Annotated in this window: 18 protein-coding genes, 1 tRNA gene and 1 pseudogene; 14 read left to right on the top strand and 6 right to left on the bottom strand. The window is 35.8% G+C overall.

Translation table 11 applies throughout. The annotated features are described in order from the left end of the window. Window positions 1-133: 133 nt before the first annotated feature. Window positions 134-412: a hypothetical protein gene (locus J2Z32_RS21375; RefSeq protein ID WP_210091228.1), complete on the bottom strand. Its 279-nt coding sequence runs from the start codon at window positions 410-412 to the stop codon at window positions 134-136. Window positions 413-559: 147 nt separating this feature from the next. Here J2Z32_RS21375 and J2Z32_RS21370 point away from each other — a divergent pair, with 147 nt between their 5' ends. From J2Z32_RS21370 to J2Z32_RS21320, 11 genes and pseudogenes are all read left to right on the top strand, one after another. After that, window positions 560-1,414 (top strand): hypothetical protein, encoded by an 855-nt coding sequence (locus tag J2Z32_RS21370; protein ID WP_210091227.1) that lies wholly within the window; start codon window positions 560-562, stop codon window positions 1,412-1,414. 385 nt (window positions 1,415-1,799) lie between these two features. Further along, window positions 1,800-2,000 (top strand): annotated as a pseudogene (locus J2Z32_RS22740) (restriction endonuclease); the annotation flags it as partial. A 473-nt stretch (window positions 2,001-2,473) separates the two neighbouring features. Continuing rightward, window positions 2,474-2,677: a hypothetical protein gene (locus tag J2Z32_RS21360; protein WP_210091226.1), complete on the top strand. Its 204-nt coding sequence runs from the start codon at window positions 2,474-2,476 to the stop codon at window positions 2,675-2,677. Window positions 2,678-2,932: 255 nt separating this feature from the next. Further along, window positions 2,933-3,655 (top strand): NPCBM/NEW2 domain-containing protein, encoded by a 723-nt coding sequence (locus J2Z32_RS21355; RefSeq protein ID WP_210091225.1) that lies wholly within the window; start codon window positions 2,933-2,935, stop codon window positions 3,653-3,655. A 167-nt stretch (window positions 3,656-3,822) separates the two neighbouring features. Then, entirely contained in the window at window positions 3,823-4,281 is a 459-nt protein-coding gene (locus tag J2Z32_RS21350; RefSeq protein ID WP_210091224.1) for a hypothetical protein, read from the top strand. Window positions 4,282-4,381: 100 nt separating this feature from the next. Further along, on the top strand, window positions 4,382-4,945 hold the full coding sequence (locus J2Z32_RS21345) for a hypothetical protein (RefSeq protein WP_210091223.1): 564 nt from the start codon (window positions 4,382-4,384) through the stop codon (window positions 4,943-4,945). A 113-nt stretch (window positions 4,946-5,058) separates the two neighbouring features. Continuing rightward, the gene (locus J2Z32_RS21340) at window positions 5,059-5,568 is read left to right on the top strand and encodes a hypothetical protein (RefSeq protein ID WP_210091222.1); all 510 of its coding nucleotides are present in this window, start codon (window positions 5,059-5,061) and stop codon (window positions 5,566-5,568) included. Window positions 5,569-5,605: 37 nt separating this feature from the next. Next, window positions 5,606-5,923, top strand: a complete 318-nt coding sequence (locus J2Z32_RS21335) for a DUF2513 domain-containing protein (RefSeq protein ID WP_210091221.1) — start codon at window positions 5,606-5,608, stop codon at window positions 5,921-5,923. A 295-nt stretch (window positions 5,924-6,218) separates the two neighbouring features. Beyond that, window positions 6,219-6,866, top strand: a complete 648-nt coding sequence (locus J2Z32_RS21330; RefSeq protein ID WP_210091220.1) for a hypothetical protein — start codon at window positions 6,219-6,221, stop codon at window positions 6,864-6,866. A 236-nt stretch (window positions 6,867-7,102) separates the two neighbouring features. Continuing rightward, window positions 7,103-7,696: a hypothetical protein gene (locus tag J2Z32_RS21325; protein WP_210091219.1), complete on the top strand. Its 594-nt coding sequence runs from the start codon at window positions 7,103-7,105 to the stop codon at window positions 7,694-7,696. Window positions 7,697-7,768: 72 nt separating this feature from the next. Then, window positions 7,769-9,454 carry a terminase large subunit gene (locus J2Z32_RS21320; RefSeq protein WP_210091218.1) on the top strand — a complete coding sequence of 562 codons (1,686 nt, stop codon included), beginning with the start codon at window positions 7,769-7,771 and terminating at the stop codon, window positions 9,452-9,454. A gap of 246 nt (window positions 9,455-9,700) precedes the next feature. Here J2Z32_RS21320 and J2Z32_RS21315 read toward each other — a convergent pair. Next, window positions 9,701-9,784: transfer RNA gene (locus tag J2Z32_RS21315), tRNA-Leu, on the bottom strand. 436 nt (window positions 9,785-10,220) lie between these two features. Between J2Z32_RS21315 and J2Z32_RS21310 the strand changes: the two genes are divergently transcribed. Together J2Z32_RS21310 and J2Z32_RS21305 are read left to right on the top strand one after the other, a co-directional pair. Then, a complete protein-coding gene (locus tag J2Z32_RS21310) occupies window positions 10,221-10,673 on the top strand; it encodes a GNAT family N-acetyltransferase (RefSeq protein ID WP_210091235.1) in 453 nt (150 codons plus the stop codon). Window positions 10,674-10,760: 87 nt separating this feature from the next. Then, window positions 10,761-11,423: an SGNH/GDSL hydrolase family protein gene (locus J2Z32_RS21305; RefSeq protein ID WP_210091217.1), complete on the top strand. Its 663-nt coding sequence runs from the start codon at window positions 10,761-10,763 to the stop codon at window positions 11,421-11,423. 43 nt (window positions 11,424-11,466) lie between these two features. Here J2Z32_RS21305 and J2Z32_RS21300 read toward each other — a convergent pair whose 3' ends face one another. After that, window positions 11,467-12,207 (bottom strand): N-acetylmuramoyl-L-alanine amidase family protein, encoded by a 741-nt coding sequence (locus J2Z32_RS21300; RefSeq protein WP_245251686.1) that lies wholly within the window; start codon window positions 12,205-12,207, stop codon window positions 11,467-11,469. Window positions 12,208-12,346: 139 nt separating this feature from the next. On the opposite strand from J2Z32_RS21300, the gene J2Z32_RS21295 reads away from it, so the two are divergent. Further along, window positions 12,347-12,544: a YqzE family protein gene (locus J2Z32_RS21295; RefSeq protein ID WP_210091216.1), complete on the top strand. Its 198-nt coding sequence runs from the start codon at window positions 12,347-12,349 to the stop codon at window positions 12,542-12,544. A 40-nt stretch (window positions 12,545-12,584) separates the two neighbouring features. Here the strand turns inward: J2Z32_RS21295 and J2Z32_RS21290 are convergent, their stop codons facing one another. The 3 genes from J2Z32_RS21290 to J2Z32_RS21280 all read right to left on the bottom strand — a co-directional run bounded on the left by J2Z32_RS21290 (window position 12,585) and on the right by J2Z32_RS21280 (window position 16,406). Then, a complete protein-coding gene (locus J2Z32_RS21290; protein ID WP_210091215.1) occupies window positions 12,585-13,583 on the bottom strand; it encodes a hypothetical protein in 999 nt (332 codons plus the stop codon). Window positions 13,584-13,683: 100 nt separating this feature from the next. Then, window positions 13,684-14,667, bottom strand: a complete 984-nt coding sequence (locus tag J2Z32_RS21285; protein WP_210091214.1) for a YqhG family protein — start codon at window positions 14,665-14,667, stop codon at window positions 13,684-13,686. Continuing rightward, on the bottom strand, window positions 14,667-16,406 hold the full coding sequence (locus J2Z32_RS21280; RefSeq protein WP_245251691.1) for a DEAD/DEAH box helicase: 1,740 nt from the start codon (window positions 16,404-16,406) through the stop codon (window positions 14,667-14,669). Before J2Z32_RS21280 ends, J2Z32_RS21285 begins: the two co-directional genes overlap by 1 nt. Window positions 16,407-16,416: the final 10 nt, after the last annotated feature.

Raw genomic sequence — 16,416 nt, 5'->3', positions numbered from 1 at the left:
AACTAAATAACCAGTCGCCAGTGAATTACCGGCGTCTGGCTGCTTAAACTTGTAAGGTGTTTTGATCCCTGTCTCACATAAAGGGGTCAGTCCCTAATAGCTAATGTGGTTTTTCTTATATAACTATACGATGTTACTTACTAAAATCCCTATAAATAAGCTTTGAGTGTATCTCGATCTCCTCTAATCGCTGAGACATCTTTTCCATGTACTCCAGCACTAGCGCAAACGCCCACGTAAACATGGTTGATATACCGCCTGATACCCAAACTATTAAGGCAATACTCCATAAAAAGTCTTTGTCCTGGAAGGAATATTCAGGTTGAGGTCCATATGTACTCCCCACAACAATGCCAGCTATGAATGATAAAACAGCAATCCCAATAGCCAAGTATTTAAAAGCCTTAATCATGCTTTTGCCCCTCTCTTATTAAACTATATTTAATCTATTCCTAGTCTACCAGAACTAGGAAAATATATCTATTTATATTCACAGAATATGCTAGTTAAGGTATGATTGGGGAGTGGAGATAAATGTGAATTTAATAGGGGTGGATTTATGAATAAAAAGAAAGAAAATAAAATACCAATTTTTAATCCTAATCTTGATAAATGGGGCAAGATTATCTTTTTTGTTTTTGGAATTGGATTACTTATTTTTGTAGGTTTCTATTCAATAAATGAACCTGATGGTCTAATTTCTAAAGTAGGATTCTCGGAAAAAATTAGAGATACTTTAATGTATTGCATTTTAGGAGGAGCTGGAGTACTAGGTTCATTATCTTTATTACTGATTTTTAATATTCAAAATAAACTAATTCAAATAATAATCATATTAATTTTAGGGATGCTTATATCAAGTGCTATGTATGATTCTAATATTAGAGCGATCCTACTTGGTTTATTAATTGATGTGATTATTTTCTTAATTATAGTTGCTGTATTAGAATTATATTCTACAGTAATGACTTTGTTTATTTTTGGTATTTTATCTATTTTTCTTATTGGAACAATTGTAATACATATTCCATATTATGATGATAGGCCTGATGCTGGTGTATACTTAATAATTACACTTTTTTTGATTATATATCAAATTCTGGGAGTTAGATTAAATAAGTTTTTCATTGGTAAGATTATGGGACAAATAGAACGAGCTGAGGGGTTTGAGAGCGAATTATTCAAGTTACATATGCTTATAATTTCTGCAGCTATTTTTGTTCTTATTAATGTAACAGGTTTGTTATATGAAAAGTCTGGGTTTAATTATTCTAATATAGTAAATAATTGTTTTATTACAGCGATTACAATAAGTCAGATCAACTGGAATAAGGCTTTCATAAAAACAAGTTTGAAACGAAAAATTATTGATTTTACTTCTAGCAGTGAGAAAGATGAAAACCTTGAAGAATAATTTCTAGAAGATAGGGGATAGAATTTCAATATAGCAAGATGTATTTTTCTTTATGCTTTAGTATTCCTATTCAATGCTCAATGTATTAGTTCTATTCTAATTCAAAAGAAAGTGGTTTTAGAAAAGTCTTAAAAAGTATATTTCTAAAATTATTCGCCAGGCTATTACATTTGCTGTTGCTGCAAAGATTAGTGGACAAAAGAAAAATACTATCTCAATTGAAAAGTTAGATACAGTGAGAGGTACTGAATTTGAAAGTTTTTTAAAACAATTCTTTATAAATGAAGGATATAAGGTTCAACTCACTCCAGGTTCAGGGATCAAGGGATTGATTTAATACTAATTAAAGATAAGATAATAGGAGAGTAGCTGTTCAGCTAAGAGATATTCACCAACAAATAGAGTATCAAACTCAGCGATTCAAGAAGTATCTACTGGAAAAATATTTTATCAATGTACAGAGAGTTATGTGATTACAACCTCCTATTTCACAAATCTAGCAATTATATTAGCAAATAAAGTTGGTGTAAAATTAATAGATAGAGATCGACTAATAGATATGCTTAAGGGAATTGCTACTTTATAAATTATAAATTATAAATTATAGCTCCACTGACTTCGGTTGGTGGAGCTTTTCGTATTTTATAGAGTGATAATTCAAGTAGAAATAGTGAAGTGTAGAGGGATATTAAAGCACTCTCTTCCAAGTAATCTCCTCTAATCATGTATTTTTATAGCAGTCTATCAGAACTAAGGAAATTAAGTTATTCTAGGCGTGATTTTTTCGTGTGTACAAGAGGATAACCTCGGAAGCGTAATAGTTAATGTGGTTTATATATTATTCAAGGAAAAATTACAAATATCCGTAGGAATATCGTACCTAAAATAGTTTACAATTTAACTAAGGTAATAAATGATGTGGTGGCGGAATTAGCATCTTGCCCACATCCTTAAAATCGGTATCATAACTTTCCTCCATAGCTATCCTTCGGGGTGGCACTTTTAATGCAGGGAAATCCTTCCTTTATGTCGAAGTATCGCTCTATAAAGGAGGTGGTTATGGTGGAATTAAAATTAATTGAACGAAGTGTAACGCCTCATGATGGATATGGAGCAGGTGAAGGAGAAATAATACGAGAAGAATATGAATGTCCTTGCGGTAAAGGGAAAGTAATTTATGAAAAAGATGCGATACCAGGATTTAGAGATAGCAGCACCTGGTGCACATGTAGTGAATGTAAAGAAAAATATGATTTTGAGTAAATATCGAGTAAGCACTCTTAATAGGGTGCTTTTTTATTGAGAGAAATTATTTGTACTGATAGGAAGATTTGGACAGATATTCAAAAGAATATTAGTTTATAGGAAGACCATAGTCAACTTGATCTAATAATATTTAGTTAAATATCGAGTATAAATGATTTCAAAAAAATCTTATTAAAGCAGGAATATATCATTTTTTGTAGAAATTTAACATATAGAATCAGGAATAAACTACTATATATTTGGGGTGGGGAAATGAAAGATAAGTTTAAAGGCTTAATATTAGGAATTATGATTGGTACTTTAATCACAGGAACAACCGTATTTGCTGGATCGAGTATGAAACTAGATGTGGTTTTAGAAAATGTGAAGTATATGTTTAATGGAGTTCAAAAGCAAGTTTCTAAGTCAATAATCTACAATGGACAATTATATGCACCTGTTAAGGATATTGCTGGTGGATTAAATGAAACGATTACATATGACGGAAAAACAAAAACTGCATGGGTAGGGAAAAAGGAAGGTTCGTTTGTTTATTTAGATGAAACTAATTACGCAAGAAAAGATGGAGTAAAAGATAATATTTACTTTGGTAAATGGAAAAATCCTAGTGGGCTTAAATTTACTATTACTGAGAAACAATACCTTCATGGAATTGGCTCTATATTGAATGGTGCTTATTACTTAAGTACTTATAGTTCAAACTCAGTAGATTATAATTTGAATGGTAAATATAACAAATTGACAGGATTTGTGGGAGTTGATGACTATACTAAAAACTCAGACACTCTTGGAACTATAATAATTAAAGGTGATGGGCAAGAATTATTTAAAAAAGAGGGCATGCGTGGAGGGGATGTGCCTGTTGAAGTAAATGTTGACCTAACAGGTGTTTTAAAACTTCAAATATATTTTGAAGCATCTGCAAATAGTAATGATCAAATAGACTTAGTTTTTGTAGAGCCTAAATTGTTTTAATGTAAATATACTAAAATAGCCGCTAATCAGCGGCTTTTCTTTTAAGAGGGGACAAATCGAAAATGCTTAATAGAGTTTCTGCATGATTGCTATTGTTATTACTATTAACTTTAAGTACGATTATTTCATATGAATGGATGTTCAAAGTATTTTTTATTATTTCGTTTATGTTTTCAATATTATATTTTTTTTCTAAATGGTATACAAGATATATAGTTAAATTACCTGCGGACAGCTGTTACATATGGTTTAGATTAATAGAGTTTCATATAGGAGATAAAGCAAAAGGGGAAGGAAAAGCGTTTTACTTATTTATCTATGAAACTATAAAGATATGTAGAGAAAGAAAGACAAAAATAATAGCATATTCGGAATTGATATCCAGCGATAGTATAAAGCAAAGGCTAGGGGAAGAGGCTGTTAGAATTATGACTCCGTCTCCTTATGAAGAGTTTGCTCAAAAATTCTTTAACAAAAATTATAGAAAATTTGTTAAAGAGGCTAAGAGTAATAATACTTCATTGGTGAATCCTTACATAAAAATAATAATTGACCCTAATGCAATAAGCGATGAGAAATTAGAGAAACTAGAAAAAACTTCACAGAGATTAAAACGCTTTAAGTAAAATTTGCAATTTTATGATTAGTCCGTTATTACTCAAATAGTTTTTATTGGTGAGATGTTAGGATTAGAACTAATCAGTAATTTTGTTAGGAGGAAGGAAAGTGAGTGATAAATTAGAAGCGATTGAAGTGGTTATAAAGTTCTTAAACGATTCAAATAGTAAAACGCTTTTAATGAAAGGTTACGATAATGATGCAAAATTAAGGGTTGTATTATCTTGTCTGAACAAACACTTTGATAAAGGGATTATCAGAACATCTTCTATGTCGAATATACCAGACCTCATAAACGGTACGTTCAATAAGCGTCTTTTACCTAACACAATTAAGTCAACTGCTGTTTATCGTATAGGTAAAATAACAGTCAATATAAGTAGTTATACAACAAATACAAGCAAGAATCCTTTGGGTAATCATAATACATTCACTATATTTTTTCCGGTCCAAACAGTGCTTGATGACTCTAAGCGATATAAGAAATTTTTAACTGAACTCAAAAATACAAATTCCAAAAAAGTAATATTAATTACTACAAATGAGTGGGGAATAGAAAATTGGGATATTGAAAATCAAGTAGATCAGGTATTTTTTTATAGTGTAGAAGAAGACAATCCCCAACTCATGAATAATTTAAGAAGTAATGGGGCAATCCCAAGACTTGTATAGTTGAATTACCAATATTTTAAACTTAAGTTATTTTAAAAGCAAAATTAAAAGATTGCAGTATAAAATGAAATCAAAAAAATACTTAAATACCTTTTTAAATGGAGGGAATTTATTTGAAAACTAGCGCTATTATCGACTACTCATTTCTATCGATAGCTCGTCGAATTAAGAATGCCTCTAGCCAACAAATAGCTGAGCTTGCTGAAAAGAATGTCTTAGATAGTACATATACAATAACTGAAACGTTCAACATTCTGACTAGAGAGATTAAGTTAGAACTAATTGACTTAATACAAGATATATCTAAAGTGAAAATTAATATAAGATATATTCCGCACCTTAGAGTTAAGGTTAATGATTTCATTCAAAATCAATACAATGATCATAAGCAATATTTGACTAAAATGAATATTTACAATAAATACTCAACGACCTCTATCAACGATTTTATTCATGATGAAATTGAGGATGCAAAATCATCAGTTGAACTACAAGTAATAATCTTAGAAAAGAAACTTAATGATCAACGTAAGCAAATTTTCTGGGATATAAGTAAAATGGTGCTTTCTGCAATAATTGGGGGATTAATTGGTGCATATTTGAAAAGTTTATTTGGTGCTTAACTGTAATTAAGGGGGATATTTGAGAGGGAGAGATGACGTGAAAAGAAATATGGATACAATAAGGAGAATTCTTTTACTTACAGAGTCACTTGGACCAGAGGGAGAACATCCTGAAAATTTACCTTATAAATCCTCATGGGTTGATGGAGTTGAAGAAGTTGAATTCTATTATCATGTAAAAATCTTAGATGACGCAGGCTATATTATCGCTATCAATTTTAATCGTGAATTTAATGTGGACACTAATATGTCTGGACCTGAGAGATTTTATCCAGAAACACTGACTTGGAAAGGACATGAATTTCTAGATTCAATAAGGGATAGTATCGTTTGGGAAAAAACAAAAAAACATTAGGAAATAAACTGTCAACTATTCCGGTCACTGTCTTGGCAACAGTTACTGGCGAGATGGCAAAACAAGTTGCAATGAAAAAGTTAGGTCTGTAATAGAAATGCATCTTTCTATTCCTTGTTATTACATAAGGGATTATGACACTCAATCTCGGGAGTATTATTCTGAACATATAATAGCAGAATATAATGATAGATAGGAACAGTAACTTCGTTTTCGGCTTTATATTCATAGAAACTGAATTGACATAAAGGAATATTCTTTATATCATCATTTATTATTTAATGTGGGGGATTACATGGGAAAGAATTCAACTATACCTTTTAAGTTAATTATCTCAATACTTATAATTTTAGTTCCAACCCTTTACTTTGGCTGCATAGGTAAATCAGTTGAAATGGGGATTGCATTAGCGGCGGGGGCGTTATCTACTGCCTTTTTAAATCTTGATAAACTTCAAAGGTTCAAGGGAGCAGGAATTGAGGTTGAACTAAAACAGGCCGTAGCAGAAGCCCAAGCGACATTAGACAATTTGAAAGACTTTACTGTTCCACTGTATATCTTCTCGATAAAAAATATGACAGAAGGACTTACCTGGGAAGGAATCACTGATATAGATAAGCATATTATTGTTCGGAAAATGGAAAAAATTGCACTGGAAAATAAAATTGATAGTGATGTAAGGGATGCTATTGATAGTTTTTATAGTTTTAATTTAAAAGGTTATTTTGAAAATATACGTAGAGAAGTTCAAAAATATTATAAAGAGGATATTGATAAACAACTTTTCAATCTTGCGGATTATACTAGTGATAGTTTTCCTACGGAATCACAAATTAGAAATACATTGAATGCTTTAGATAACATACCTACAGAGTTAGAACAGTCTATTTTCAATTATGCTTACTATAAGGATAACAAGTTTCCACCTATTGCTCTATCGTGACATAATTACAGATTAATGGAGTGTCGTCGTTAAACAAAGTTCAGGAAAACTTTTCCTGAGCTTATTTACATTACAAAAACAGCTTGTAACGTTACAAAACATTACAAGCTGATCCCTTGATATAAAAGGCACTACATTATATGCAATATAAGTTGTAACGCATAATTTGTTACAAATACCATTACAAAGCATACAAACATTACGAATAACATTACAAGAAAAAGGAGCTGTTTATTGTGGCTAAACCATCAAAAATTGAATCATTAGGATGTCAGGAAATTGTTTGGTCTGGAGTACGTGCTAATAAGACAGTAAGAGCTATAGCAGAGGATTGTTCTGAATGGGCTAATGAAAAAATATCTCATACTGCTGTAGCTAAATTTATTAAGGATAAAGGTACAGGGGAACAAGCCAAGAAGAAAGATGCTTTCCTTGCGGATCGGCGGCGTGTAGTAAAAACAGTCCATCAAGAAATAGATATTATTCAAACGAACTTAGATGCTACAAAGAGGTTAATTGAACGATTTGAATTAGTAGATGATCTACCTAAATTATTTAGGGATGAAATGGACGAACTGGTTAACAAATTGATGGAAGATGGAGAAGTGTTCAATTATGTTAGCTTCATAGAGACATGGCAAATGCAGTTTGAGATTGAACTCCGTAGAAAGGTAAATGAAATAACGGTACTAAATAGAGAAGTACGTGAAAATATGAAGTTTCTTACTACACTAAGGGAAAAAGCGTTTCAGTTCAAGAGTATATTCGTATATTCATGGAAATCTTTGAGGAAGAAGCAACAGATGGATCTTATGAGCGTTCAGTGGTAAGGATTGCATCCAACCCAAGAATGAAACAATTAGTAGATCAACTAAAGCTATATGCCAATGGTGGTGAGTAATGTGTTGGATAAAATCCATGAGCATATACGTAAAGCTGCTGAAGCAATTGGGAAAACAGAAGATACAGAACTCATTTATAGCGAATTGGTACGTAAGCTAAAAGCTGAATATAGAAACGATCCAGAAGGCCTTAAAGAACTCAAGGGAAATCTTGATGACTTTGAGGCTTTTTGTTTTGAGTTTTTACGGATCAAGACAAAGACAGGTGATATTACAGGTGATATTGTTCCACTTACCTTAAATAAAGCACAAAGGAAGCTTGCTAGCACTGTATTTGATCGAATCAAGCAAGGAAAGCCTGTACGAATCATTATACTTAAAGCAAGACAGATGGGATTTTCAACAACCACAGAAGCTATAATCTATTACCTTTCCTCACTACAAGAAGCTAAGAACGCTTTTATTGTTGCCCAAGATTCCAGCGCATCTGAAAACTTATATGATATGTTCCGTTTGTACTATGACTACATTCCAGAAGCTATCAAGCCCATGCGTAAGCGGAACAATAGCCGTAGATTAACATTTGAAAGCCCTGCATTAAAGGATGTAGAGCGTAAGAAGGAACCAGGACTAAAATCTAAAATAACGGTTCAATCTGCTGAGAACAGAGTATTAGCACGTTCAGAGACAATTCATTATCTTCACATATCAGAATTAGCTTTCTGGCCTGAGAACAGAAAAAAGAAGCACTTAGCTTCATTGTTCGCTGCCTTATCTAAAGAAGCTGGCACAGTAGGTATTATTGAATCAACAGCTAATGGGATTGAGATATACAAGGAAATGTGGGATAACGCGGTAGCAGGAAATAACGACTATATTCCCTTGTTCTTTCCTTGGTTTGAAATGCCTGATTATCGCATGAAGGTATCAGAGGACTTTAAACATACAAAAGAAGAATTGGAGCTAAAGAAAAAGTTTGGGCTTGCTGATGAACAGTTAGAGTGGCGGCGGTACACAATACGAAATGACTTTGAAGGTGATGAGAAGTTATTTAGACAGGAGTATCCTTCAACATCAGAAGAAGCATTCCTTGTCACAGGACGTACCGTATTCAATCAAGAAAAACTTGATGCTATGTCTAAACATACTAAAAAAGGAACGAAGTATGCTGTTATCATACCTCCAGCAGTTGAAGGAGAAGGCTATGACTGGTCACAGGTAAAATTAATAGAAGATGAGCGTGGAGAATTTGAAGTATTCACCGAATTTGATCCAGACAAAGAATATTGTATCGGTGCTGACGTTGCAGAAGGTTTAGAAGGTGGCGATGCATCAGCGGCTTATATTATAGATGCTGAAACTGGCGAAGATGTTGCTGCAATTTATGGACAAATGGATCTAGATATATATGCTAAGCAATTAGATTTTGTAGGACGTATGTATGGAGAAGCACTACTTGGAGTGGAGACTAATAACGTTGGTCATAGTGTCATTAATACTCTACTTAACGTAACCTTCTATCCTAACTTATACCACCATGATTCTTATAATGCAGAAGCAGGAACAAATGAAAATAAACCAGGTTGGCCAACTACGACTGTTACACGTCCAATCTTAGTTGATGCTATGATTGAGGGTATTCGTGAAAGTGTATGGCGAATTAATGATGCTAATTTAATTGGAGAAATGAAAACATTTGTACGTAATAGAGCTGGTAACCACAGGCTATGGGTAAAGGAACATTAGGAGGATGTAAGGATGATAGAGTCTTAGCTTATGGTATAGTTTAATGGACTAAGGGGAAAGTAGAAAAGTGGATATCAATTTTAAATGTAGGGATAGAGGCAGAGCTTAAGGGGTCTTAAGGCATATTTGCATCAAAAAAACCTACTTAAACTTCAAAGGGAAATTCTATCCCAAGTTTAGGTAGGTTTTTCGTCAAGTTAAATTATTTATTTTATTATTTAAATTTTCTGTTTGTATTTTAGATAATGCGGCCGAGAGGACTCGAACCTCCACGGGGGTAAGCCCACACGGACCTGAACCGTGCGCGTCTGCCAATTCCGCCACGACCGCTTATACGATAGGGTTTTATTCGCTTTTCCTGTGCGTAATATTCGGAAGCTTTCGCACGTATTTTTTGGATGACTTGCGTTAGGCTTCTCGGATGATTTCCGTTAGGCTTAATGAGAGATACGTCATTATAAATCCGTATGCACCTCAATCACTTCTGGAATATTTTAGCACAAAAGAAGTATCTACGTCAATAACGGCTCCTTGTGCTCCACCATCTGGAGGGAGGCGTACTTTTTTGCGTAATCGTGTGTGAAAACAAGATGAGCGTTGCTAAGACAACTTCTAATTCACATTCATTTATTATGACTTTTCATATAAACATTCATCAGAGCTTGAGTTAAAATACTAATTTGTAAGCCCCTTCATTTTAGAAAAATGTGTTAATATAGTATAAATTATGAGCATCAGAGGTGGGACTATGGTTTTATTGAAAAAAATGAGTGAGGACGATTATGAGCATTACTTATCTTATGCGATTGAGGACTTTGCAAACGAAAAAATAAAGGCAGGAACATGGTCACAGGAAGAAGGTCTTACGTTAGCCAAGAAAGCCTTTGATGGATATTTGCCAAAGGGAATAAATACCCCTCATGAGCATCTTTATTGCATCGTACCTAATGAAGGTAAAGAAAAGATTGGGTATTTTTGGTTTCACTATGATGAGGAAGATCAGATGAAAACTGCTTTTGTATACGATTTTTTAATTTTTGAGTCATTTCAAGGACAAGGATATGGAACACAGACGATGCAAAGCTTTGAGACATTAGCTAAAGAAATGGGAATTAAAAAGCTCGGGCTGCATGTGTTTGCCCATAATAAGCGAGCATGGCATTTGTATGAGAAGATGGGATTTCATGCAACAGACGTTACAATGGCTAAATATATCTGATAAATATATCTGATTAATGTATTCAATGTAAAATTTTATTATAATTAAATGCTTTTAACTCTAGCTTTTTAAAAAGGAGAATGAGAAATGAGCAAACAGAGCAATAAACAAGGCAAAGTGATTTTATTTCAAGGGGATTCCATTACAGATGCCAATCGCGAACGGGATAACGAAATTCATGGAATTACAGGGCATAGCTACGCGTATATTGTTGCCGCACATTTAGGTCATCTTTATCCGGAAAAGCATTATGAGTTTATTAATCGGGCGATTAGCGGAAATCGGATGTCGGATTTATATGCACGCTGGAATGAGGATGCCATTAGTTTACAACCAGATGTGATCAGTATTTTAATTGGTGTTAATGATGCTTGGCGCACAATGGGTAATGAACCAAGTGGGTTTACTGACCGCTTGGAGCGAGCTTATAGACACGTATTGGAAGAAACAGTAGCAGTATTGCCAGATACGAAGCTCGTGCTGTGTGAGCCATTTATTTTAAAAGGGATTGCGACCGAGGCCCGTTGGGACGAATGGCAAGCTTTGATTCAAAAATATCAAGCTATTGTTGCCCAATTAGCACAGGAATTTAATGCCGTGTTTGTTCCCCTTCAAGCGTTATTTGATGAAGCCGCTACAAAAAGAGAAGCATCCTATTGGATTTGGGATGGTGTCCACCCAACAAGTGCAGGCCACGGCTTAATTAGTCAGCAATGGCTAAAGGTTGTGGAAGCAAGTAACATACTATAACATTTGCGCAGTATTTAAATTATTTGCGTATCATTATTGCTCATTACTGTAACATCAAATAAGCGGACAGCCCAGAAGCGATGCACTGGGCTAATTCCTTTTTGCCCGACGGTTTTGTCATATTAAGCCGATCCTTTTCGTTGCTAATATAACCCATTTCTACAATGACAGAAGGAACTTTATTTTGATTAAGCAAATAAAAGGGCTTGCCAACAATAGGGAGAGTCTTTGTTCCATAATATTGATTTAATGCATTTTGAATTGTATAGGCAAGCAAAACACTTCTTCCTTCGTCCTGATGTAATACGAGTGGTCCACCCTTGCTTTTATTTTTCCCCCAGTTGACATGCAAGCTTACAACCACCGTTGGTTCTATTTCATCACTAAGCTCTTGTCGTTGTGCCAAGTCACGCATATGGCGTGAACGGGTTCTGGACCAATGATTGTCTTCACTTAGCGCGTAATCTCCAGTACGGTTTAAAACAGCGTCATAGCCTTGACTCCGCAATAGCAGATATAAACGTTTAGCAATATCAAGGTTAATATCTTTTTCTAAAATATTTTCAAAGGAAGTGCCACCATCAATTCCTCCATGTCCAGCATCAATTAAGATTAATTGTCCTGGAAATGCTTGCTCAACTGCAGAATCATCAGGAGTGCCTTGATTAACAATTGGTTTGTTTGCAGCAGAAACGGTAGTCATATTGTAAGCTAGTGAGGCTGATAAAAATAAAGTGGATAGAATAGTAGCTAATATTTTCCTCCATTTAAGATGATTAGACAAGTGAATCGCTCCTTCTTATATCTCCATGTTTTGTTGTATATAATGTGGTTGATTTAAATACATTTCATACATTCTGATGTTTAGTTCTTTGCTAAACAGCACAAAATAGAAAGGAGAGAGTAGAAGGAGGTTAGGAACGATGGCAAAGGATGATTTTTTTACGTTGCTCACGCATAAGGTCATTAATTACGTAGAAACTCCAAGGGCTACACGAAAGGAAGCGCGTAAAGCAAAGCTTCAAGTTCGTGAGCCTTGGAGTACAAGATGGTTTGGTATGCTCCCCGTAGCCTTTTCAATCTGGTGGCGAAAATCTAAAATCAATCGCTGGAAACCTTAAAATTAAAGCTGAAGTATTCTATGTTTATAAGTATTCTCAGTTATTTCGTGTCATTGCTCACGAAATGTCCTGTTGATAATAACGAATCTAAGGCAACAAAACGTGGGGAGGCGATCGTTCCTGCTTGAACGTAAATCACATCAGCATCCCACTTTTGATACCCTGTAATCGAAAAAGGAATTCGATAAGTGCCGTTACTCTCAGCCTCAGTGCCTACAAAAATAAGCTGCTTATGGGAATTCAAGGCTTGAAGGAAGCTGGATACTTGAAGCTGTATTGGTTTCGCAATCATCCACGTAATTTGCTCATATGGATCAAAATCGTCACCAGTAAATACTATAGGTAAAGGTGAAGGTCCAAAATCATCATTTTTAGCAGTATTTACACTCCCAGTAGGAGCGGAATATTTTTGCTGAATGACATCCCACGAGGCTTGACTTTGGGGGACGATCTCACCAGTACCCGCATGAATAAATTGTCCGTTTGAAAGACACCATTCTGTCCATAAAGGACCGCCATAATAAGGTTTAGCAGAAATATCTCTCGAAGAAAAGCCAAGTAGGCTTAACGCTTCACTAAACCTGTCTGGGTGATAAATGCTATCTTCGCCTGCGCCATATTCAACAAGTACATATTGATTCGCTGGATTAACTGAGAAGACCATGTAGCCTACAAAAGTGGCATGGTTTTCTTTGTATTGTAAAACAGAGGCTAGCCAGCTATGCGTGCCTGGTCCTAGTGGTTCAACGACAATGTCAGCGCCAATCCATGTAGAGAAAGTAGAGAGCTTAGCAAGCTGATTTGCAGCTTGTTCGGCAAAATGTTGTAGCTTGGCGGGAGCGACTGCTTTGTCCATTTGCGCTGAAGCTATCGCTGTAAAAAATTTGGGTTTAGCCCTCTCAAATGAACGATCAGCAGCACTGGCCATGGAAGTGGATAAGTTTATGCCAATCGTTGTCGTCAACATAATCACTAAACTAAATACACTAATCATACTAAGTATTATATATGAAGATTTAGATTTCCTAGGCTTGTACATATGAATCCCTCCCTCACATAATTGTAGTCATCCCCTTTTAAGAAGTGTGTTGCAACTTGTCATGTGTCATGCTGTAGATTGCTTCTATTTTTGCTTTCTTTTAGCGATTACGGTCTATTCGAGGAAAGCTATCCTCCCGAAGATGAAATATACCGCAATTTATAGCGGAAATCATAATTCTTGGCTCATATTGCCATGTAATTTCGCTTTTTCTTGCCTCTAGCTGAGCGTTCACTTCTGATTGCCGTTCCTCATCTTCTACCAGCAGCAAATCTTTATAATAGGCATCCACAAGCTCCAATTCCTCTTGTAGTCTTAATTTCGCAGAGGTTGCCCATGATGTATCTAGCTTTTCTAAGCTGTGATATAAATACTGCTCAAGCTGTTGATGCCCATCTCTTAAAGAGAGCGAAGTTGGACCAATATGAATGTTTTCAGGCAATCGCTGGAGTAAGGGCATATCCATAATACGTTGATCAAAGGAAGTGTCAATTTTACCGCTAGCCAAAGATATTGCATGAAAGTGAAGCTCTTCTCGCTTCAAATCACAAGCAAACTCCACCTTCCAGCATACGGCAAGCCAAGGCTCATATGAAGCAGGAAACAACGTCGTTTTTTGCCTTGGACCGGGATCTTCAAATAAATAAACACAACTTCCGTTTTGCTTAACCGCGTTAAAAATTTGTCTCAGTCTAGCACTGCCAAAATGAATGTCCTCCCGCCGAATTCTTCCGGGTCCAAGTACAGGAAGTGGAGGGAGTGAGCCGTAATAACGGTTAAGCAGATCAGGCTGCCCATTCGTTACGCCTAATGGATTTATTGCTTGTGTGCTTGTACCTTGTGTATTTGCATTCATCTTATCGTAACCTTCTGGGTCAAACACAAAGGAAAACGACATCGTTTCAGGCTCTATATTCATGCGATCCACAAAACCCCAATAATAAGGACGATCCGTAAGCTCACGATCGGCCTGCGGTGACAGCTTGACGGTGACATGCCAAGGTGAGTTTTCAATAAACTGGCATTGTGTCGATTCTAAATAACTCACGACATATTCGCGAATTTCATTTGACGACATCGTCATTATATTTTTAACCTCCTCACGGCAGATGAATCTGGCACCTGTTTCTGAACTTCCTGTTTAATCTGATTAATAGATTGACCTAATGCATCAACACGCTGAGATAACTCTTCATCGGAATTCGATTCCAGCATCGCTTTATAAATACTTTTTTCCAAGCCTTGATCTCCATCAAAACGCTCTAAAATAACATCTAGCTGTCCAATGACAGACTCAAACATATTGATTTTTTCGTGTAGCAGATTAACGATATGTGCTTCGATTGTACCTTCCGTAGATAAATTGAAAATATTTACATCATTTTGCTGTCCTAGGCGGTGAACACGTCCAATTCGTTGCTCCACACGCATCGGATTCCAAGGTAAATCAAAGTTGATCATATTGTGGCAAAATTGCAGGTTAATGCCTTCGCCACCCGCCTCGGTTGCAATCATCACCTGACAACGTCCACGAAATAAATCCATCATCCAATCCTTTTTCCCACGATTCATGCCACCACGATAAGGAACAGCACTGAGATTATGATTTTTAAAGTAATTCAGCAAATATTCCTGTGTAGCACGATATTCAGTAAAAACGATGACCTTTTCATTCATTTGAGCAATTAGCTCCATCGTTTTCTCAGCCTTGGTGTTGGATTTAATGTTTCTGATCTTATCGACAAGTCCCCATATTTCGGCGCGAAGAGGGGAGTCCTCAGGTAGCTTTTTAGATAAATTGACTAACGTTACAAACACAGCATCACGACTACTACATACCTCACGTTGTAGGGTCACGAGCGCAAGCATGCTGCTGAGATCAGCCCCACCCGCTTGATATTGATCCTTCACGAAGGAAGTAACGCCATCATAAAGGGCTTGCTCATCAGGAGATAAGGTGAGTGGCACATTACGAACATTTCGCTTCGTATAATCTAATTCTCCATCAGAACGTCGATTGCGGATCATCACCTTTGCCAATTCCTCTTTTAATTGTCCTTCGTTTTTCGGTTTGCGTTTATCCACCACAAAATTAGAGGAAAAATCACTTTGTCCCCCTAAATGCCCCGGTTTTAGCAAAGAAATTAAATTAAACAATTCACTGAGGTCGTTTTGTACAGGTGTTGCGGTTAACAGTAAACAATACTTTTTACGAAGCTGCACCATAAATTGATAATTGGTCGTTTTTTTATTTTTTAACTTATGCGCTTCATCGACGATGACAAGATCATATTCTTGATTAAGCAAAATTTCCTTATGGGGATCTCGCTTCGCCGTATCCATAGAAGCAACAACCACATCGTTATCCCACGAATGCACCTTCTTTTGTGCTGTGGCTGGAATGCCAAATTTATCATTCAACTCCCTTACCCATTGCAGGACAAGGGACGCTGGGACAAGAATGAGCACTTTACGTGCTAAACCACGAATGAGATATTCTTTTAAAATTAAGCCCGCTTCGATCGTTTTACCTAGTCCGACTTCATCTGCCAAAATCGCACGTCCACGCATATCAAATAATACTTTTCTGGCGGTATCAATTTGATGCGGGAGTGGAGTAAGACCTTGAATGTGCTTGAGACACTGCATTTCTTCAAAGCTAGTTACGAGACTTCTTCGCTCCGCCTTCATCGCGAGCTTGAATAAGGTCCAATCATCCCAAGGTCCACCTTTATCTAGTCTTGCTTCTATATTGTCAATCCACGAACAATCCATCGTTACGGGAATATCTGAAATGCTGGAGATCACGGATGGATGAGGCATTGATGTCATA

Source organism: Paenibacillus turicensis, assembly GCF_017873435.1.
In the GTDB taxonomy this organism is placed as follows: domain Bacteria; phylum Bacillota; class Bacilli; order Paenibacillales; family Paenibacillaceae; genus Fontibacillus; species Fontibacillus turicensis.
Note: the sequence above shows the minus strand (reverse complement) of the source record. Positions and strands in the feature narration are given on the sequence as shown.

What these genes read in the sequence shown, in the direction of transcription:
- J2Z32_RS21375 (WP_210091228.1), bottom strand. Translation starts at nt 412, where the DNA reads ATGATTAAGGCTTTTAAATACTTGGCTATTGGGATTGCTGTTTTATCA.
- J2Z32_RS21370 (WP_210091227.1), top strand. Translation starts at nt 560, where the DNA reads ATGAATAAAAAGAAAGAAAATAAAATACCAATTTTTAATCCTAATCTT.
- J2Z32_RS21360 (WP_210091226.1), top strand. Translation starts at nt 2,474, where the DNA reads ATGGTGGAATTAAAATTAATTGAACGAAGTGTAACGCCTCATGATGGA.
- J2Z32_RS21355 (WP_210091225.1), top strand. Translation starts at nt 2,933, where the DNA reads ATGAAAGATAAGTTTAAAGGCTTAATATTAGGAATTATGATTGGTACT.
- J2Z32_RS21350 (WP_210091224.1), top strand. Translation starts at nt 3,823, where the DNA reads ATGTTTTCAATATTATATTTTTTTTCTAAATGGTATACAAGATATATA.
- J2Z32_RS21330 (WP_210091220.1), top strand. Translation starts at nt 6,219, where the DNA reads ATGGGAAAGAATTCAACTATACCTTTTAAGTTAATTATCTCAATACTT.
- J2Z32_RS21310 (WP_210091235.1), top strand. Translation starts at nt 10,221, where the DNA reads ATGAGTGAGGACGATTATGAGCATTACTTATCTTATGCGATTGAGGAC.
- J2Z32_RS21305 (WP_210091217.1), top strand. Translation starts at nt 10,761, where the DNA reads ATGAGCAAACAGAGCAATAAACAAGGCAAAGTGATTTTATTTCAAGGG.
- J2Z32_RS21295 (WP_210091216.1), top strand. Translation starts at nt 12,347, where the DNA reads ATGGCAAAGGATGATTTTTTTACGTTGCTCACGCATAAGGTCATTAAT.
- J2Z32_RS21290 (WP_210091215.1), bottom strand. Translation starts at nt 13,583, where the DNA reads ATGTACAAGCCTAGGAAATCTAAATCTTCATATATAATACTTAGTATG.
- J2Z32_RS21285 (WP_210091214.1), bottom strand. Translation starts at nt 14,667, where the DNA reads ATGACGATGTCGTCAAATGAAATTCGCGAATATGTCGTGAGTTATTTA.
- J2Z32_RS21280 (WP_245251691.1), bottom strand. Translation starts at nt 16,406, where the DNA reads ATGCCTCATCCATCCGTGATCTCCAGCATTTCAGATATTCCCGTAACG.